The 18,233-nt window shown below is 72.4% G+C and carries 17 protein-coding genes; 9 read left to right on the forward strand and 8 right to left on the reverse strand.

The genetic code is table 11. The features are described 5' to 3' along the window. Positions 1 to 105 precede the first annotated feature (105 nt). Positions 106 to 486 carry a hypothetical protein gene (locus AB0H12_RS31780; protein WP_499627993.1) on the reverse strand — a complete coding sequence of 127 codons (381 nt, stop codon included), beginning with the start codon at positions 484 to 486 and terminating at the stop codon, positions 106 to 108. Between the two features lie 158 nt (positions 487 to 644). Here AB0H12_RS31780 and manB point away from each other — a divergent pair, with 158 nt between their 5' ends. Both manB and AB0H12_RS31790 read left to right on the forward strand, forming a co-directional pair. After that, the gene (gene manB, locus AB0H12_RS31785) at positions 645 to 1,721 is read left to right on the forward strand and encodes a mannose-1-phosphate guanylyltransferase (RefSeq protein WP_499627995.1); all 1,077 of its coding nucleotides are present in this window, start codon (positions 645 to 647) and stop codon (positions 1,719 to 1,721) included. Between the two features lie 20 nt (positions 1,722 to 1,741). After that, positions 1,742 to 2,632 (forward strand): DNA-3-methyladenine glycosylase family protein, encoded by an 891-nt coding sequence (locus AB0H12_RS31790; protein WP_499627996.1) that lies wholly within the window; start codon positions 1,742 to 1,744, stop codon positions 2,630 to 2,632. On the opposite strand, the gene AB0H12_RS31795 is transcribed toward AB0H12_RS31790, so the two are convergent. The 5 genes from AB0H12_RS31795 to AB0H12_RS31815 form a co-directional block, all read right to left on the reverse strand. Then, positions 2,617 to 5,811: an NACHT domain-containing protein gene (locus AB0H12_RS31795; protein ID WP_499627998.1), complete on the reverse strand. Its 3,195-nt coding sequence runs from the start codon at positions 5,809 to 5,811 to the stop codon at positions 2,617 to 2,619. The two genes, AB0H12_RS31790 and AB0H12_RS31795, sit on opposite strands and share 16 nt — an antisense overlap. 40 nt (positions 5,812 to 5,851) lie before the next feature. Then, positions 5,852 to 6,703: a glycosyltransferase family 2 protein gene (locus AB0H12_RS31800; protein WP_499628000.1), complete on the reverse strand. Its 852-nt coding sequence runs from the start codon at positions 6,701 to 6,703 to the stop codon at positions 5,852 to 5,854. 10 nt (positions 6,704 to 6,713) lie between these two features. Then, positions 6,714 to 7,139, reverse strand: coding sequence for a DUF4396 domain-containing protein (locus AB0H12_RS31805; RefSeq protein WP_499628169.1), 426 nt, complete (start codon positions 7,137 to 7,139; stop codon positions 6,714 to 6,716). An 84-nt stretch (positions 7,140 to 7,223) separates the two neighbouring features. Next, the gene (locus AB0H12_RS31810) at positions 7,224 to 8,351 is read right to left on the reverse strand and encodes a glycosyltransferase family 4 protein (RefSeq protein ID WP_499628170.1); all 1,128 of its coding nucleotides are present in this window, start codon (positions 8,349 to 8,351) and stop codon (positions 7,224 to 7,226) included. 76 nt (positions 8,352 to 8,427) lie between these two features. Continuing rightward, entirely contained in the window at positions 8,428 to 9,465 is a 1,038-nt protein-coding gene (locus tag AB0H12_RS31815; protein ID WP_499628002.1) for a glycosyltransferase family 4 protein, read from the reverse strand. 26 nt (positions 9,466 to 9,491) lie between these two features. Between AB0H12_RS31815 and AB0H12_RS31820 the strand changes: the two genes are divergently transcribed. The 7 genes from AB0H12_RS31820 (at position 9,492) to AB0H12_RS31850 (ending at position 16,581) form a co-directional block, all read left to right on the forward strand. Beyond that, entirely contained in the window at positions 9,492 to 10,406 is a 915-nt protein-coding gene (locus tag AB0H12_RS31820) for a glycosyltransferase family 2 protein (protein WP_499628171.1), read from the forward strand. A gap of 11 nt (positions 10,407 to 10,417) precedes the next feature. After that, positions 10,418 to 10,825: a CU044_2847 family protein gene (locus tag AB0H12_RS31825; protein WP_499628005.1), complete on the forward strand. Its 408-nt coding sequence runs from the start codon at positions 10,418 to 10,420 to the stop codon at positions 10,823 to 10,825. 47 nt (positions 10,826 to 10,872) lie between these two features. After that, a complete protein-coding gene (locus AB0H12_RS31830; protein ID WP_499628008.1) occupies positions 10,873 to 13,365 on the forward strand; it encodes a glycosyltransferase in 2,493 nt (830 codons plus the stop codon). Further along, on the forward strand, positions 13,358 to 14,443 hold the full coding sequence (locus AB0H12_RS31835) for a glycosyltransferase family 4 protein (RefSeq protein ID WP_499628009.1): 1,086 nt from the start codon (positions 13,358 to 13,360) through the stop codon (positions 14,441 to 14,443). The genes AB0H12_RS31830 and AB0H12_RS31835 overlap by 8 nt, the downstream gene beginning before the upstream one ends. Positions 14,444 to 14,812: 369 nt before the next feature. Beyond that, positions 14,813 to 15,709 carry a DUF5753 domain-containing protein gene (locus AB0H12_RS31840; RefSeq protein ID WP_499628011.1) on the forward strand — a complete coding sequence of 299 codons (897 nt, stop codon included), beginning with the start codon at positions 14,813 to 14,815 and terminating at the stop codon, positions 15,707 to 15,709. Continuing rightward, complete coding sequence (locus AB0H12_RS31845; RefSeq protein WP_499628013.1) at positions 15,691 to 15,903, forward strand: DUF397 domain-containing protein; 213 nt, start codon at positions 15,691 to 15,693, stop codon at positions 15,901 to 15,903. Before AB0H12_RS31840 ends, AB0H12_RS31845 begins: the two co-directional genes overlap by 19 nt. Before the next feature lie 237 nt (positions 15,904 to 16,140). After that, the gene (locus AB0H12_RS31850) at positions 16,141 to 16,581 is read left to right on the forward strand and encodes an Imm1 family immunity protein (RefSeq protein WP_499628015.1); all 441 of its coding nucleotides are present in this window, start codon (positions 16,141 to 16,143) and stop codon (positions 16,579 to 16,581) included. Here the strand turns inward: AB0H12_RS31850 and AB0H12_RS31855 are convergent. Beyond that, complete coding sequence (locus AB0H12_RS31855; RefSeq protein ID WP_499628016.1) at positions 16,578 to 17,441, reverse strand: GNAT family N-acetyltransferase; 864 nt, start codon at positions 17,439 to 17,441, stop codon at positions 16,578 to 16,580. The two genes, AB0H12_RS31850 and AB0H12_RS31855, sit on opposite strands and share 4 nt — an antisense overlap. Positions 17,442 to 17,485: 44 nt before the next feature. After that, positions 17,486 to 18,229, reverse strand: a complete 744-nt coding sequence (locus tag AB0H12_RS31860; RefSeq protein ID WP_499628018.1) for a hypothetical protein — start codon at positions 18,227 to 18,229, stop codon at positions 17,486 to 17,488. Positions 18,230 to 18,233 lie beyond the last annotated feature (4 nt).

Genomic DNA, 18,233 nt, shown 5'->3' on the forward strand with positions numbered 1-18,233 from the left:
CACCTGAGTTCACCATTCGGCCGACCGACCGGTATGGCTGAGCGTTGAACTCAGGGCACGCGAACGTAGGACTCCCGAGGGCTGAGCGTAGGACTCTCGCGGGGGTCAGGTGTCGCCGTTCAGGCGTTGGGAGAGGCCTGGGGGGTGGTGCGGTTGGCCGCCCGAGAGGCGTTGGGACAGCGACGGGCGGGCGGTCGGGACCTGTTGGACGGTCGGGACCGGGCCCGGGGCAACGCGCTGCTCCGGTTCCGGCTCGGGTGCCGCCGGGGGCGGCGGGGCGGGCTGACCTGCGGCGACGTGCGCGGCCAGGACCATGGTCGAGTCCGGGTCGTCGCCACGCGGGTCGACCGCGTTGACCACGGCTCGCGGGATCTGCTGGGTCGCCGACGAGTCCATCGGAGACGTCATGTTGTCCGGCGTCACGACGTGGCGGCCACGTGCACGAGCACGGGCCAGCGCCGCGTCGGCCCGAGCGCGGGGGTCCATCCGGATCTCTCCTGCGTGTGCCTTGGGCCGGCTGGGGGAACGCCGGCGGTGCCGATCGGTGACGCTCGTCGACACGGACCACCGCCCGTGCCTCCGGAGTGCTCATGCCAGAGTATTCGCAAACTACAGGTGGAAGTAAGCGGAGGAGGAAAAACGGCATGTCGGAGCTGCAAGGCGCCGAGGCAGTGGTTCTGGTCGGGGGCAAGGGAACCCGACTCCGACCACTGACCCTGTCCGCGCCCAAGCCCATGCTGCCGACCGCCGGGGTGCCGTTCCTCACCCACTTGCTGTCGCGGATCCGGGAAGCCGGCATGACGCACGTCGTGCTGGGCACGTCCTACAAGGCCGAGGTCTTCCAGGAGCACTTCGGTGACGGCGCGGCGCTCGGCCTCGAGCTGGAGTACGTGGTCGAGGACGTGCCGCTGGACACGGCCGGCGCGATCCGCAACGTCGCCCACAAGCTGCGCGAACGTGACGTGATGGTGTTCAACGGCGACATCCTGTCGGGCGTCGACCTGCGCGCCGTGGTCGACACGCACCGCAAGGCCGAGGCCGACGCCACGCTGCACCTGGTCCGGGTGGACGACCCGCGCCGGTTCGGCTGCGTCCCGACGGACGACGACGGCCGCGTCACGGCGTTCCTGGAGAAGACGGAGAACCCGCCGACGAACCAGATCAACGCGGGCTGCTACGTGTTCCGGCGCGAGGTGATCGAGGACATCCCCGCAGGTCGGCCGGTGTCGGTGGAGCGCGAGACGTTCCCGGGGCTCCTGGCGGCGGGCGCGCGCGTGCAGGGGTACGTGGACGCGTCGTACTGGCTGGACCTCGGCACGCCGGCCGCGTTCGTGCAGGGTTCGGCGGACCTGGTGCGCGGCATCGCGCCGACCGCCGCGCTGACGTTGCGGGGTGACGCGGTCATCCTCGACGGCGCGGTGGTCGACGGCAGCGCGGTGGTCACGGGCGGCGCGACGATCGGCGCGAACTGCACGGTCGCGGCCGGCGCGGTGGTGGACGGCTCGGTGCTGTTCGACGGCGCGGTGGTCGGCGAGGGCGCGCGCGTGGAGCGCAGCGTCCTGGGTGCGAACTCGCTGGTGCAGGCCGGTGCGGTGGTGTCGGACGCGGTGATCGGTGACGACGCGGTCGTCGGCGCGCGGTGCGAGCTGATCAACGGCGCCCGCGTGTGGCCGGGTGTCGTGCTGCCGGAGGGCGGGGTGCGGTTCTCCGCCGATGTGTAGCCGAGGTGTGATGGCCCGTGATGCCGAGTAGGACGTGGACGCCGACGTTCCCGCTGGACGTCGGCGCGCTGCTGATGCCGTTGCGGCGGGGCGCGGGCGACCCCACGTTCCGCGTCGGCGCCGACGGGGTGTGGCTGGCCGCCAACACCCCGACCGGGCCGGGAACCCTGCGCGTCCGCGTCACCGACGTGGTGGAGGCGGACGCGTGGGGCGAGGGTGCGGAGTGGCTGCTGGACGGCCTGCCGGCGTTGCTGGGAGCCGGTGACGACGACTCCGCGTTCGAATGCCACCACCCGTTGGTCGCGGAGACGCGGCGGCGACGTCCGGGCATCAGGCTCGGCACGACGGGCCGCGTGTGGGACGCGCTGCTGCCCTCGATCCTGGAGCAGAAGGTCACGGGCATCGAGGCGTTCCGGTCGTACCGCGAGCTGGCCCGGCGATTCGGCACGCCCGCGCCCGGCACGACCGGCCTCCAGGTGCCGCCGACGCCAAGGGCGATCTTGGGCATCACCGACTGGGAGTGGCACAAGGCGGGGGTCGACGGCGGACGTCGCCGTGCCCTGATCGCGGCGGCCCAGGTGGCGCACCGGCTGGAGCGCGCGTCCGAGCTGGGCGGCGAGGAAGGTCGCAACCTGCTCCGGAAGGTCCCCGGCATCGGCGTCTGGACGGCGGCGGAGGTCGCGCAACGGGCCTGGGGCGACCCGGACGCGGTCAGCTTCGGCGACTACCACCTGGCCGGGATCGTCGGCTGGGCGCTGGTCGGCGAGGCGGTGGACGACGACGGCATGGCCGAACTCCTCGCCCCGTACGCGCCTCAACGCCACCGCGCCGTCCGCTACATCCTCGCCTCCGGGGTCACCAAGCCACGCCGGGGCCCCCGCTTCTCGCCCCGCGACTACCGCGCCATGTGATCGTCCGGACCGATCGACGCCAACGCCCGCTCCAGCCGGGCGGCCAGCTGCCGGTCGAACCGCGCGATCGCCTCGACCTGGGCCTCCCCGAACAGTTCCCGGACGTCGCGCAACACGTTCAGCAACCGGGTGTCCAGGCCCATGTCGGTGAAGCAGATCAGCACTTCGGCGACCAGTCGCAGGTCGAGCACCTCGGCGGCGGACAACACGTACGCGATCAGGTCGACCGCGCGGCGGCGAGCCGTCCCGGTCATCCGCATCAGCCGCAACGCGCAGGCGATCAACGCCGCCGGCTCCGCCTTGGTCCTCGCCCCGTACAGGGTCGCCAGGTCGAGCAACGGGACCGTGGCCGCCTCGTCCCTGGCCAGGGTGGTGAAGAGCAGCGTCCAGTAGCCCGGTTCGAGCAGGAACTTCCGGTCGTCGAGCGACGACAAGGCGGTCGTGTAGGCGGCGACCCGCTCGGACGGGTCTTCGGAGGTGAGCACGGTAAGCAGCAGTCGCGCGAAGGTGTGGAATTCGCCTTCGTGCGGCACCAGCGAATTCAGCGCGCGATCCATCGTGGCTATGAGTGGTTCGAGGTTGTGCAGCGCATGTCCACCGGACCAGGTCGGGCGGAAGTCCTCCCACCGCTGCAATTCGTCGAGCAAGGGCGGCAGGTGGGCGCCACGCATGTCGGGGTCGAGACCCGTCAACCACCCCATGTCGATTTGCGAGTCGAACCAGCCCCCCGACAGGCCCACCGCGATGGTCGACTCGCCGTCCACGCGCAGGCGCTCGACGTCCAGCACCCCGATCAGCCTGGCCCATTCCTCCCCGTCGAGTTGCGACTGCCACAGCAGCGCCAGCGCCTGCCACTCGTCCCGGTCGAAGTCCGCCAACCGTCCGCGGACGACGACGGCCAGGACTACGAGGTTCGCCGTGTACGCCGCGATGCGGTGGGCAATCGCGTGGGTGCGCGGCAGGTAGTCGGGGTGGTCGACGCCCGGTTGCCGGTGCTGGGCCGTGCCGACCAGGTCGGTGAACAGCCCGTGCAGCGCCGCGCGGTCGGCTTCCGGGGTGCCGTCGAACAGCTCGCGCAAGAACGAGACCACGGGCGCGCGGGTGGTGAGGGGCGCGAAGGACAGCACGGGTTCGAGCCAACCCGTGCCGGGTTCCTGACGCCCGTAACGCGACTTGGCCGCGCGCTCCCGGGCGAGCAGGTCCAGCGACACCCGGTGGACCAGGCGGGCCACCAGGTACTCGCCGAACGTCGCGTGCAGGAACTCGTAGGTCCGCGAGACCTGGCCGTCGTGCGCGGCGCGGGCGGCGTGGACGAAGAAGAACCGGCCGACCGCCAGCTGGGCCGAGCTGAGCCGGAGCTTGTCCCGCACGCCTCGCGCCCCGGTGTGCAGCAGGGCGTTCAGGTCGTCGTCCAACTCGGTCTCGTCGACCCACTGCACGCCGCGGTTGAACATCGCGAAGGCGACCACCGACAGCCTGACCAGCTCCTCCTCCACGGCCTGGTCGACCTGGTCGTCCAACGCGCCGTGCAGGCTCTTGGCGACCTCGCGCCGGGCGAACCTGGTCAACAACCGCTCGTACAGGCGGGCCTTGGCGAGTTCCGCCCCTTCGGTGTGCAGGGCGTTCCCGTCGGCGTTGTAGAGCGCCAGCATGAACAGCAGCAACGGCTGGCCGGCGAGGTCCGCGAACCGCAGCGCGACCTCGGGCGACAGCACCGCGCCCGGGTTGACGGTGTTCCACACGTCCAGCCAGCGGCGGACCTGGTCCTCGCCGAACGGCTCCAGCTTCAGCACCATGGTGGAGCCGGCGAACCGCGCGCGGTTCGCGACCGCGATCCGGCTGGTCACCACGACGATCACCGCACGTCCCTGGTCCGACTCACGGCGCTGGAAGTCGCGGACCCGCGCCAGGTAGTCCGACCTGCTCGTACCCGTGGCCTGGAGCAGCTCGTCGAAGCCGTCCAGGAGCACCACCGGAACGGCGGGCGCCGCCGCGCGGGCCAGGTCGGGCCAGGTCAGCCGCTCGCCCGTGGCCCGCGTGATGGCGTCCTCGACCTGGTCCTGCAACGTCGCGTCGGCCGGCACGTCCCGCAGCACGACCCGGATCGGCAGGAAGTCCTCGGCCGGCAACTGCGCGGCGAGCACCTTGGTCAGCAACGACTTGCCCGCGCCCGGTTGCCCCAGCACGACCAGCGGCGCGGCGGTCGCCTGCGACGAGGTGAAGTAGCCGGCCAGGTAGTCGTCCAGGTCGGTGCGGACCGGCTCGTCGGACCACCAGGCGTCCGCGCTGACGTCGTCGGCCGTGCCGGCTTCGGCGACCTTGAAGCGCGGCGACACGTACGCCTGGGCCAACGTCGGCAGCACCAGCCCGGACGGGACCTCGCCGTCGACGATCGGCCGGTCCAGCTCGGCGCGGCAGCTCCGGGCCAGGCCGGTGCGGCGTTCGTCCGGCGGCTGGGCGCCCGCGAGCTGCGCCAACAGCCCTCGCATGTCCTCCAGAGCGGTGCGGACCTCGGCCCGGGTCGCCGCGTGCTCGATGCCGGAGGCCCACACCGCGAACTCGGGGCAATCGACCGCCAGTTGCCGGTATCGCGCCTGGTAGAGGGCCACGGCCTGGCGCGGCAGCTCCTGTGCCCTCACGAAGAATTCGTCGCGTCTGATCAGGGGGAGGTCACCCCAGGCCTCGAAGCCCGCGATGAAGTCGATGAGCCTCGAGGTCGTGTTCATGTAGAAGGCCGACAGGTCGGCGGTGACGGCGTCGGGGGGCTGTTCGGCGCTCGGCAGGGGGATCGTCGTGTCCAGCAGCGCGCTGACGACGCGGGCCTTGGGCTCTGGCACGGGCCGGCCGCCGGCGAGGACCAGCTGCTCGCTCGCGCTGATGTTGATCTTGAACGGCATCCTCAACCCGTCCAGGGCCTCGAAGAACGAGGTGACCACGAGGATGCTGTGCGCGGCTTCCAGTAATCGGGTCCGGTCGACGCGGTGCAGGCCGGCCACCCGCTCGCGCACGGAGGACAGCACCTGCTTGCTCACCCGCACGACCTCCGTGCGGGCGTCCAGCAGGTCTATCCCACCCGTGAGCAGCACGGCCGCCGCCGAGGCCAGGTCCAGGAACTTCACGAGACCGGTGTCGCCGCCGAGCAGCTTCACCGCGTCGCTGTAGGAGAGAGAGCGGCGCACCGGGACATCATCCACGGGAACGGCCCGCGGCAAGGTGCGATCAGCGCGTCATCAGGCGAAGCCGCAACGACAGGCCCGCGCGCACGGCCAGCATCAGCGGCGCCCACAGCGGGCCGCGGTGGCGGTCGGCCAGGTAGCGGTACGCGCTGGAGTGGTGGGCGGCGAGCATGCGCTTCGACGCGCGCTGGGTCGAGTGGCCGCCGATGTGCACGACCTCCGCCTCCGGCACGTACACGTTCAGCCAGCCCGCACGGCCGAGGCGGTCGCCGAGGTCCACGTCCTCGAAGTACATGAAGTACCGGGGGTCGAAACCGTCGACCGAGTCGAACGCCTCCCGCCGCAGCAGCAGGCACGAGCCGGACAGCCAGCCTGCCGTCCGCTCCTCCGGCGTCGCCGCCGCCTGCCGGTACTCCCGCGACCACGGGTTCGACGGCCACACGACCGCGAACAACGCGTGACCCAGCCCTCGCCCCAACGACGGCAGCAGCCGCGCCGACGGGTACACCGCGCCGGACGGCTCCCGGATCAGCGGGCCGAACGCGCCGCCGCGGGGCCACCGCTTGGCGGCCTCCAGCAGCTCGTCCAGGCTGCCGACGCCCCACGACAGGTCCGGGTTGGCGATCACCACCCACCCGACCGACGACGGCAGCGACGCGACGCCCCGGTTCGCGCCGGCGCCGTAGCCGAGGTTGCCCCCGGTCGGCACGAGGGTCACGTGCGGGTGCTCGGCGGCGGCGCGTTCGGGCACACCGTCGGTGGACCCGTTGTCCGCCAGCACCACCGACACCGGTCGCGTGGTCGCCGCGGACAACGTGGACAGGAAGGTGTCCAGGGTCTCACCGGGCGAGTAGGTGACGGTCACCACCGCCAGCTCATCTCCGTAACGCGTCACGCCGGCCACCCTAGTGGTGGTGGGCGTGGTGCACGACGGCGTGCCCCTTTCCGCGCGAGATGAGCCACCGGTTCACCGGCACGGTCAGCACGAACGCCACCGCCAACGAGAACGCCAGCGCGCCCCAGAACAGCAGGCTGGAGACGCCGGCCTCCATCGCGCCCGGCACCACCAGCATGATCGCGTTGTCGACGACCTCCATGACCGCGATGGACACGGTGTCCGCGGCCAGCGCCACCTTCAGCGCCGCGCCGAAGCCGAGACCGGTCTTCAGCACGCCGCGCAGCGTCAGCGCGTAGCCGAAGAAGAACGCCAACGCCACGGCCAGCACGACGGTGCCCCAGTTGGGCAAGCCGATCGCGGTGCCGATGACCATGCCGAGCACTTCGCCGATGGCACAGCCGGTGAGGCAGTGCAGTGTCGCCGATACCGCCATTGACCAGGATGCCTTCATGCGGGAACTATACCCATGGGGGGTATCCATGGCGCAAGTGGACAGACGAAATCGGGAGAACCGGGATCAACGCTGCCGGTGCGTGCGCGCCGCGCGCTCGTAGGCCAACCGGTGCCGGGCCGCCGACGTGGACCAGGAGAAGTCCTTCGCCCGCACGACCGCCGCCGCCGCCAGCTCGGCGCGCCGGGCCGGGTCGTCCAGCAGCTCGCCGAGGGCCGCCGCGATGTCACCCGCGCCGACCCCGCAGTACGCCACCGCGTCGCCGCCCACCTCGGGCAGGCTCAGCCGCCGCGTCGTCAGCACGGCCGCGCCGCAGGCCATCGCCTCCAGCACGGGCAGCCCGAACCCCTCGCCGAGCGACGGGTACGCCACCAGCTCCGCGCCGCCCAGGAAACCGGCCAGCGACGAGAACGGCAGGTAACCGGCCCGGATCACGCGGACCCGGTGCGGCACGGCGTCCAGCGCCCGTTCGACCTGGCTGTCCCAGCCGGGCTGGCCGGCGAGCACGAGCGCGGGCGGGTTCGGCCGGTCGCGGCACGCCTGCGCGAAACCGCGGATCAGCGCCGGGACGTTCTTCCGCGGCTCCAGGGCGCCCAAGAACGCCACGTAGGGCGCGTCGCCCAGCGACAGCATCCGGCGGACCGAGGCCACCTGCTCGGGCGTCGGCGGGTGGAACCGCTCGTTCTCCACGCCGTGCTGGGCGATGTGCAGCAACCGCCGGTCCGCGCCCGCCACCCGGGCCAGCTCGTCGGCGGTCGCCCGAGACGGCACGACGCACAGCGCGGCCCGCCGCAGCGACGCCCTGGTCCAGGCCCGGAAGAAGCGGGCCTTGACCGACGAGTGCAGCACCGGGTCGGTGAAGAAGGTCGCGTCGTGCAGCGTCACCACGGACGCCGCCCGGTTCGCCAGCGGCACGGTGTAGTGCGGCGAGTGCACGACCGCCACGCCGAGCCGGTTCGCCAGCCTCGGCAGGGTCGTCTGCTCCCACGTCAGCCGCGCGGTCCGGGTCGCCACCGCGTCCGCCGCCGGGATGACCCGCGAGTCGGGCGCCAGTGACGTGTAGAGCGCCGCGTCACGGGGTTGGCACACCACGCTGAGCCGTGCGCCGTCCGCGTCCAGCGCGGCCACCAGGGAGTCCACGTACCGCCCGACGCCACCTCGGTCGGCTGGGACGGCGGTGGCGTCGATCAGCACGCTGGGTTCGACGGGTGACACGCGGTGAAGGGTACGGCGGACGGCCGACAGGTTGACCGGGAATGGCGCAAACGATTCAACGACGAAACATCCCGAGGTGGATCACCCACACAGACCGCGCGGCGTTTTCCCAGGTGAACGCCTCGGCCCGCCGCAGACCCGCGGCGATCAGGCGTTCGGCCGCACCAGGATCCGACAGCACCGCACGAAGTGCTGTGACGAGCGCCGCACCGTCGCCGCGCGGCACGGCCACCCCGGCGCCGCCTGCCACCTCGACCAGCGCGGGCGCGTCCGAGTGGACCACCGGCACGCCGGCCGCCATCGCCTCCACCACCGGCAGCCCGAACCCCTCGGCCAGGCTCGGCGCGGCCAGCACCGCCGCCCGCCGCAGCACGAACGCCAGCCGGGCGTCGGTCAACCGTCCCAGCAGGTGGACGTGCGGCGCACGCAGGTCCACCCCGCCCCACCCCTGCGGCCCGACCACCACCAGCGGCACGCCCAGCTCGGCGGTCGCGGTCACCAGCAGGTCGAAGCCCTTGCGCGGCTCGATGGTGCCGATCGCCAGCACGTAACGGGGCGGCACGTCCACCGGCTCCTCCGGCGGGAACTCCGTCACCCCGTTGCCCACCACGTGGACGGGCGCCGGTCCCGGCGCGTACCTCCGCAGCTCCTCCGCGACGACCGACGTCGGCACCACGATCGCGCCCGCACGGGCCACCGCGCGGCTGATCACGCGCTGGTGCCACGCCACCCCGCGCGGCGTCAAGGTCGACGGGTGCGTCCACGGCACGGTGTCGTGCACGGTCACCACCACCCGCCCGCGCGGCGGCGCGAACGGCGTGAACGCGTGCACCGAGTCACCGCCCGGCCAGTACGGCACACCCCGCTCCCAGGCCGCGATCAGCGCACGTCGGGGCAACGGCAGCACGCGCGGACCCCGCACACCGGGGATCACGGCGGCCGACGGGTCCGCGTGCCTGCTCACCACCCCCGTCACGGTCCACCCGGCGGGCGCGGTGGCGGCCAGCGCGGCGGCCAGCTCGCGCGTGTACCGGCCGGTGCCGCCGGGCACCGGCGCCAGCAACTGCTCGGTCAGCACAACGAGGTCGGGCACGTCGCGTACCGTCTCACGCCGTGCCGATCCCCAGCACGACGGTGGTCGTGGTGACGTGGCGTGGCCGCGAGCACATCACCGCCTGCCTCGACGCCCTCGCCCGTCAGCGTCCACACAGGACACTCGTCGTCGACAACGCCTCCGACGACGGCACCGCCGACCTCGTCGCCGCGCACCCGAGCCGCCCGGAGACCCTGCGCCTGCCCGTGAACCGCGGTTACGCGGGTGGTATCGCGGCGGCGTTGCCGAGGATCACCACCGAGTACGTGGCCTGGCTCAACGACGACGCGGCGCCCGACGACGGCTGGCTCGCCGCCCTCGAGGACGCCCTGGACGCCACGCCCGACGCCGCCGCCGCGACACCGTCCATGCTGCTGGCCGACGGCTCGACCCAGTCGGTCGGCGTCCGGCTCACCTCCGACGGGCACGGCGCCGACCTGGTCCTGGCCGGTCGCGAGGTGTTCGGCTTCTGCGGCGGCGCGGCGCTGCTGCGGCGGGACGCGCTGGAGCGCGCGGGCGGCGTCCCGGCCGGGTTCTTCTGCTACTACGAGGACACCGACACGGCGTGGCGGCTCCGGCTCGCCGGGCACCGGGTGCTGTCCGTCGGCCCGGCCCGCGTCCGCCACCGGCACGGCGCGAGCAGCGACCCCGGCTCCCGCCCGTTCCACCGCTGGAACGAGCGCAACCGGCTGCTGATGCTCCTGCGCTGCGCGCCCGCGGGCACGGCCCTGCGGGAACTGGCCAGGTTCGCGGCCATCACCGCCCTGCTGCCGGTCCGCCGCGACCGGCCCGCCGCGGCCAACTTCCACGTGCCGCTGCGCCTGCGCGTGCTGCTGGAAGTGCTGGGGAGGGCGCCGATCACGCTGATCCAGCGGTGGCGGATCGGCCGACGTGCGAGAGTGGCCCGGCACGCGGTGTGGCGGGAGTGGGCGGGTCGTTAGGGAAGCCCGGAATGAGGAGCACAGTGGCCGAGTACGTCGAGGTGCGCACGGAGGACGGCGACCTGGTGCCGTTCGAGCTGGACGAGGAGTACGACGGCCCGGTGCGCGCGGGTCGCTGGAACCCGGTCGAGCGCGCCGAGGAGACGCTGGAGCACGGCATCGAGCGGGCCAGGAAGGTGGCCAGGTCGGTGGCCGCGAAGATCGGCGGCATGCCGTCGCCGCGACCGGACAAGGTGGCCGTGGAGATCGGCCTGAAGGTCAGCTCCAGCGCCGCGCTGGCCATCGCCAAGTCCTCCGCCGAGGCCCACGTCAAGATCACCGTCGAGTGGCACCGCGACAACCTGCCCACCGAGGCCCCGCCCGAGGACAACGAGTCGAAGCCCGACCGGGAGCCCGCCGAGCCCGACGCCGAGGCGTAGGACACCTTGACCGAACGCTGCGGAGCGTGATGAGGCAGAGTTAGCCCGTGGAGCACGGAACCCTGCCTGACGTGTCGGTGGTCGTCGTCAACTACCGCGGCGCGGACGACACCGTCACCTGCCTGCGCGCGCTGTTCGGCGACCTCGACTACCCGGCGGAGAAACTCCAGGTCATCGTGGTCGACAACGCCTCGGGCGACGGCAGCGCGGACCGCATCCGGGCCGCCTCGCCGACCGCGGAGGTCGTCGAGGCGCCGGCCAACCTCGGCTTCGCGGGCGGCTGCAACCTCGGCGTGCGGGCCGCCCGCGGCTCGGTGGTCGCGTTCCTCAACAACGACGCCCGCCCCGACCCGCGCTGGCTGCGCGAGGCCGTGCGGGTGCTGCGCGCCGAGCCGACCGTCGGCGCGGTGGCGAGCAAGGTGCTCGACTGGGACGGCCGCGAGATCGACTTCGTGGACGGCGGCCTCACGTGGTTCGGCATGGGCTACAAGCGGCACGCCGGCCTGCCCGACGACGGCTCCCACGACACACCGCGCGACGTGCTCTTCGGCACCGGCTCGGCGCTCGTGGCGCGGACCGCCGTGTTCCGCGAGCTGGGCGGGTTCGACGAGCGGTTCTTCATGTTCTACGAGGACGTCGACCTCGGCTGGCGGATGAACCTGCGCGGCTGGCGCGTCCGCTACGTGCCCACGTCCCTGACCTACCACAAGCACCACGCCTCGATGTCCACGGTGGACACCAGCCGTGAGCTGTACCTGTTGGAGCGCAACGCCCTCGCCGCGCTCTACAAGAACTTCTCCGACGAGACGCTGGCCAAGGTGCTCCCCGCCGCGCTGGCCCTGGTGGTCCGCCGGGCCACCGCTCGCGGCGAGCTGGACGCCACGCAGCTGGAGATCACCCGCCGTCCCGAGAACCCGGCGAACGACCGCGCGCCGGTGCCCGTGTCGCGGCAGGCGCTGGCCGGGTTCCTGGCGATCGACCAGTTCGTGGAGCTGCTGCCGTCGCTGGCCGAGTCGCGCAAGGCCGAGCAGGCCGCGCGCCGGGTCACGGACACCGACCTGGTGCCGCTGATGCGCAAGGCGATGGAGCCCGCCTACCCGCTGCCCCGCTACCTGGCCGCGCACGACGTGCTGGTCGAGGTGTTCGGGCTGGAGGAGGTGTTCGGCCGGCCTCGCCGGGTGCTGGTGGTCACCGGCGACGCGCTCTCCGACCGGATGGCCGGCCCCGCGATCCGGGCCTGGAACATGGCCGACGTGCTCTCCGCCGAGCACGAGGTCCGACTGGTCACGATCAACGCGCTGTGCGACCCGCCCGAGTCGTCGTTCCCGGTGAGCCGCGCCGTGCCGCGCGAGCTGGTCGAGCACGCCAAGTGGGCCGACATCGTCGTGCTCCAGGGTCACGTGCTGGAGAACGTCGGCTTCCTCAAGGAGCCGGGCAACACCAAGATCGTCGTCTGCGACATCTACGACCCGATGCACCTGGAGCTGCTGGAGCAGGGCAAGGACTCGACCGACGAGCAGCGCTCGCTCGACCTGGTCGGCGTCACCAGGATCATCGACAACCAGCTGCGGCGCGGCGACTTCTTCCTGTGCGCCTCCGAGCGGCAGCGGCACTTCTGGCTCGGCCACCTGACCGCGATCGGCCGGCTCACCCCCGCCCTGTACGACGACGACCCCACCGTGCGCTCGCTGCTGGCCGAGGCGCCGTTCGGGCTGCCGGGCAAGCCGCCGCAGCGCACCGGGCCGGGGCTGCGCTCGACGTTGGGCATCGGCGAGTCGGACAAGGTCGTGCTGTGGGCGGGCGGCGTCTACAGCTGGTTCGACCCGCTGACCCTGCTGCACGCGATGGACCGGCTGCGGACGCGCCGGTCGGACGCGCGGCTGGTGTTCCTGGGCATGAAGCACCCCAACCCCGAGGTGCCGGACATGGACATCGCCGGGCAGACCCGCGCGTTGGCCGGGCGGCTGGACCTCGTGGGCTCGCACGTGTTCTTCAACGAGACCTGGGTGCCCTACCACGACCGGCAGAACTGGCTGCTCGACGCGAACGCCGGCGTGACCACGCACTACGAGCACGTGGAGACGACGTTCGCGTTCCGCACGCGGGTGCTGGACTACCTGTGGGCGGGGCTGCCGATCGTGACCACGGACGGCGACTCGTTCGCCGACCTGGTGCGCCGCGAGGACCTGGGCGTGGTGGTGCCGTCGGAGGACCCGGACGCGTTGGCCGACGCGTTGGAGAAGGTCATGTACGACACCGCTTTCGCCGCCGGGTGCGCGGAGCGGATCGCCGCCGTGCGGGAGCGGTACACCTGGGAGAACGTGCTCGCGCCGCTGACCGAGTTCTGCCGCAACCCGCGGCCCGCCGCCGACCGGCTGACCGGCACGTCGTTCATGGTGCCCAACCGGGCGCTCGGGCGGCTGGAGAAGGTGCAGCGGGACGTCGCGCTGGTCAAGGAGTACATGACCGCCGGCGGCGCCGGCGAGGTGGCCCGCAGGGCGACCGGCCGGGTGCTGAAGAAGTTGCGCGGCCGTGGCTAGGCCGTTGCGGGTGCTGATCGACGGCACCCCGCTGCTCGGGCAGCGGACCGGGATCGGTCGCTACACCGCGGCGTTGGCCGAGGAGCTGGCGTCGATGCTGGACGAGGTCGACGTGCGCGCGGTCGCGTTCACGTTGCGCGGGTGGCGCGCGCTGCGGACCGTGCTGCCGCACGACGTGGTGGCACGCGGGCTGCCGGTGTCGGCGCGGCTGCTGCGGCAGTTCTGGCTGCGGATGCCGTTCCCGCCGGTGGAGTTCCTGGCCGGGCCTACGGACGTCATGCACGCGACGAACTTCGTCCTGCCGCCGGCGCTGCGGGCGGGTGGCGTGACGACCATCCACGACCTGGCGTTCCTGGACACGCCCGGCGACCTGCCGCCCTCGGACCGCCGGTTGCCCGAACTGGTGCACAAGTCGGCCACGCGGGCAGACGTGGTGTGCACGCCGACCCGTGCGGTGGCCGAGGTGGTGATGGAACGGCTCGGCGTGCCCGAGTCGAAGATCGTGGTGACGCCGCTGGGCGTCGACCCGGCGTGGTTCGCGGCCCGTCCGCCGTCGCCCGCGCTGCGCGCCCGGCTGGGGTTGCCGTCGGAGTACCTGCTGTTCGTGGGCGCCGGTGGGCCGCGCAAGGGCCTGGGGACGTTGCTGACCGCGCACGCCGCCCGGCCGTCGTTGCCGCCGTTGGTGCTGGCCGGGCCGCACGTGGTCAGCTCCGACGACCGGGTGCTGCGGACCGGGTACCTGAACGACGTCGACCTGAGGAGCGTCGTGGCGGGTGCGGCGGCGTTGGTGCTGCCGTCGCGCGACGAGGGCTTCGGGCTGCCCGTGCTGGAGGCGTTGGCGTGCAACGTGCCCGTGGTGTGCACGGACGTCGCGGCGTTGCGCGAGGTCGCCGGCGGGCACGCGACGCACGTGCCGGTGGGTGACGTGGAGGCGTTGGCCACGGCCATGGTCGACGCCGTCGAGGCCCCGCCCACGCCCGCCGACCAGGCGGCACGGCGAACGCACGCGGCGGAGTTCACGTGGCGGCGGACGGCCGAGAAGACGCTGACGGCTTATCGGCGTGCCGCGGAGCGGTGACAGGCGGAGCAGCGACGGCCGCGCAGTGACAACCGCTGAGGCGGACCGCGCCACGTGCGACGGGGGTCCACCGCTGACCGGTGTCGAGGCAGTCGTCGCACTCGTAGCCGGTCGGTTCGAGGATCTCCAGCTCGCGCCGGACGGCGTCCAGTAGCCGGTCCGCGCCGTTCGCGGTGAGGCCGAGCACGACTTGGCCCGGCGGCGGGCCGGCGGAGAGGCACACGGTCCCGGTCTCGTCGTCCACCCACGCGCGCAGCGGCGTGTCACCCCGGATATGGGCCACGGCCACTTGATCAGCCACAACACCCCTCCTCGATCGTGCGGAAAAAGGTTCTGCTAGGTTGCTCGCACCCTGATCCGGATGCAAGCATGACTGGAATCAAATTCCAATCTTCGCTCGATCGAGGGACTCCGATGACTCCCAGGCAGCGTCGCCTGGCTCGCCGCCTCCGCCAGCTCCGGGTCAACTCGGGCACGTCGCTCGAGGAGGCCGCCAACCACCTCGGGTGCAAGCAGCCCAAGATCACCAAGATCGAGATCTGCCAGTTGGGCGCGAAGCCCGACGAGGTGCGGATGCTCTGCGAGCTGTACGGCGCGGGCCGGGCCACCGTCGAGAGCATGGTCAACCTGGCCCGGACCGCCAAGACCCGTGGCTGGTACCAGGTCTACGACGAGTCGGCCAATCCCGAGAACATCGACTTCGTGGAGCTGGAGACCGATGCGGTCAGCGTGTCGAACTACCAGATCGACCTGGTGCCGGGTCTGCTCCAGACCGAGGACTACGCCCGCACGGTGATCCGCGCGGCCAATCCCGGTATGGCCGACATCATCCTCGAGCAGCGTGTCGAGCTGCGCGTCAAACGCCAGGACCGTGTACTCGACGGCAGCCTCGACGTCTGGGCGGTGATCACCGAGGAGGCGATCCTGCGAGCGGTCGGCGGCAGCGACGTCCACCTCGCCCAGCTCTCCCGCCTGCTGGAGTTGGCGGCTCTGCCGAACATCCAGTTCCAGATCATCCCCACTCGTGCGGGTGAGCACATCGCGATGGGTGTGCCTTTCTCTTGCTTCCGCTTCGATGACGGCTACGGCACGGTCGCGATCGACCACCTCACCGGCACACTCTTCTTGGAGGAAGAAGCCGAGGTGGAGCGGTATAGGCTGGCGTTCCAGCACTTGTGCGGCACCGCACTGAGCGCGCCGGAGTCGCTGGCCCTGCTGCGGAAGTACATCAAGGAGGAGCACAGCGAATGGGAGCGTCTGAGCTGAACTTCGGACCTTGGCGTAAATCCACGTTCAGCGGCGGCAACTCGGATTGCGTCGAGGTGGCGCACTCCCCGACCGTCGTCGGGATCAGGGACAGCAAGTCGCCGGACACCGGCACCCTCACCGTGCCCGGTTCCGCCTGGGTGGCGTTCCTCGCTACGAGTGTCCGGGTTGCCGGTCGGCCTGGGCGGGCTTGAGGACGCTCCACGAGATCTGCCGTGAGCCGGTCACGGCACAGACGCGACGCAAGAACCGCTGCCGCTCGCCGTCAGGACGAGGCGCGGTCGCTTCAGGGGATCGCCCGAGCGCGGACATGGCGGAAAGGTTCTCGCACCGGTTGAGCGCAAAACCAGTGCGATAAACCTACTCCACCCCAACGGCCCAACGGACCCCTCCGGTGGTCACTCAGCGCGTCCACTGCGATGATGCCGGCCATGAGCTTCACGGCTGTGTGGCCGATCGTGAAAGAGCAGGACGCCGACGCCGCCGACGAGATGACCGTCGGCACGCCGGAGGACGTCGACACCCTCCTGACCCGCCTGGCGGAACCCGGCGCGGGCCCCGCCGTGATCGAGCACCAGGACCGCGAGCTGATCACCGACACCGAGGGCCTGCTCGGCGCGCCCGGCACCACCAAGATCCCGGACCACGACGTGGCCGCCGCCATCCACCAGGGCTACGGCTACCTCACCTACGCCGACCCGGAGCACGACTACTCGACCCTGGCCGGCGACCCGGCCTCCCCCGAGTACCGCTCGGAGTACGTCGACTACCCGGCCGGCGCGGGTGTCCCGGTGGACGTCCTGGCGACCGCGCTGAAGGAGTTCCTGGCCACCGCCAACCGCCCCGAAGGCGTCACCTGGCAGGCCGCTTAAGCGTCCCGGCGCCGGTCCCTCACCTCGGGGAGCGCCTGGAAGCCCGCGGACCGGTAGGTGGCGACCGCGCCGACGTTGGAGCTCGGGGTGCAGACCAGCACGCTCGACGAGCCCAGCTCGCGGAGCGCCGCCGCGGCGGCGACCGTGATCGCCTTGCCGTAGCCGTGGCCGCGGTGGTCCGAGTGCACGCCCATCGGCTCGATCAGCCCCGGCCTGCCGGCACCGGCCGACCACACGGTCACGGCCGCCACCGCGTTGTCCCCGTCGTACGCGAGCAGGCACCGGGCGTCGGCGTAAGGCGTTCCGGCGGCCATCGCGTGCCAGCGCTCTTCGGTGAACGTGGAACTGCCGAACGACGCCCGCTGCACGGCCGCCCGCACGTGCGCCCCCTCCGGCCCGATCACCTCGACCCGCACGCCCGGGTCCTCCACCGGCTCCGCCAGGTCACGGCGCAGGGGCGTCCACGGGTCGTCGGTGTCCCAGCCGGCCTCGGCCAGCAGGTCCTGCAGCAGCACGCCCTTCGGCGCTTCGACGTACACCTTGCCCGGGACCAGCACCCCGCGCTCCGGCGCGGTCACGTCCTCGACCACCCGCCGGGCCAGCTCCTCGTCCTGGTGGGCGTCCGGCGCGATGGTCATCCGCAACAGGTCGGGCTCGTCCAGCAGCCCGACCGCGAGGATCCGCCCGTCCCTGCTCCAGGTCCGGACGGCCGCCGCCGTCGCCTCCGCGCCGTACCGCCAGAACCAGCCCAGGTCGCCGGGGTGCAGCTGCATCGGCGCGCCGTCGTGCTGCCACTCCCGCAGCGCGTCGACCGCCTCGCCGAGCCCGTCGACCCCCGGCCTTCCCAACTCGATCGCCATGCCCCGAATCACACACCACCGCGCCGACCGCTCGCACTCCGGTTTCAGGCCCGGTGGGACACCCAGATGTTCGGCTCGACGTACACGGCCACGTTCTGCGACGTCGACACGAACACCGGGGCGAGCGCGCCGGGCACGACCACCGGCCCGTCCCGGTCGAACGGCAGCCCGGTCCACTCCCGCCACCGCGCAAGCGTCGCCTGCACGGTCGACGAGCACCACGCGACGCCCTCGACCCGTCCCCCGGCCCGCACGTGGGTCCGCAGCCACCGGTCCTCCGGCAACCCGTCGGCACGGGTCCGCGCCGCGTACTCGTCCATCGGCACCTCCGGCGCCATCGCCTTGTCCGGCGGCCTGAGCGGCACCAGGAGCCTGGTCAACCCCGCCGCCGCGACCGCCGAGCGCATCGCCGCCAACACCGCGCCGGACAGCCCGCGACCCACGTAGCCGGGGTCCACGGTGATCTCCAGCGCACACGCGGTGTCGGCCTCGACGCCGTCCATCACGTCCTCGGCCGCCCACACCGCCACCTGGTCCCACCCGCCGTCGGGGAACCGGGGCCGCGAGTCGCGGTCCGCCCGGTAACCGACCACGATCCCCCGCGCCACGGGCCGGTCGCCGTCCAGCAACGCCACCACCAGGTGCGGCCACCGTTCGGCGACCCGACGTCCCCGCACGAGCAGGGACGCCAGGTCGCCCTGCATGAACCGGGGCGAGTCGGGTGGGTAGGGGATCCCGTAGACCGCGTCGGCCAGGTCGGGCCGCGAAGCGAGAGTGATCACGCGCACCCCC

Source organism: Actinosynnema sp. NPDC023794 (genome assembly GCF_040639675.1).
Lineage (GTDB): Bacteria > Actinomycetota > Actinomycetes > Mycobacteriales > Pseudonocardiaceae > Actinosynnema > Actinosynnema luteola.

Bases quoted from the DNA above. Each gene is read 5' to 3' on its own strand.
- AB0H12_RS31780 (WP_499627993.1), bottom strand. From the start codon at position 486: ATGGACCCCCGCGCTCGGGCCGACGCGGCGCTGGCCCGTGCTCGTGCA.
- manB (WP_499627995.1), top strand. From the start codon at position 645: ATGTCGGAGCTGCAAGGCGCCGAGGCAGTGGTTCTGGTCGGGGGCAAG.
- AB0H12_RS31790 (WP_499627996.1), top strand. From the start codon at position 1,742: ATGCCGAGTAGGACGTGGACGCCGACGTTCCCGCTGGACGTCGGCGCG.
- AB0H12_RS31805 (WP_499628169.1), bottom strand. From the start codon at position 7,139: ATGGCGGTATCGGCGACACTGCACTGCCTCACCGGCTGTGCCATCGGC.
- AB0H12_RS31825 (WP_499628005.1), top strand. From the start codon at position 10,418: ATGAGGAGCACAGTGGCCGAGTACGTCGAGGTGCGCACGGAGGACGGC.
- AB0H12_RS31840 (WP_499628011.1), top strand. From the start codon at position 14,813: ATGACTGGAATCAAATTCCAATCTTCGCTCGATCGAGGGACTCCGATG.
- AB0H12_RS31845 (WP_499628013.1), top strand. From the start codon at position 15,691: ATGGGAGCGTCTGAGCTGAACTTCGGACCTTGGCGTAAATCCACGTTC.
- AB0H12_RS31850 (WP_499628015.1), top strand. From the start codon at position 16,141: ATGAGCTTCACGGCTGTGTGGCCGATCGTGAAAGAGCAGGACGCCGAC.
- AB0H12_RS31855 (WP_499628016.1), bottom strand. From the start codon at position 17,441: ATGGCGATCGAGTTGGGAAGGCCGGGGGTCGACGGGCTCGGCGAGGCG.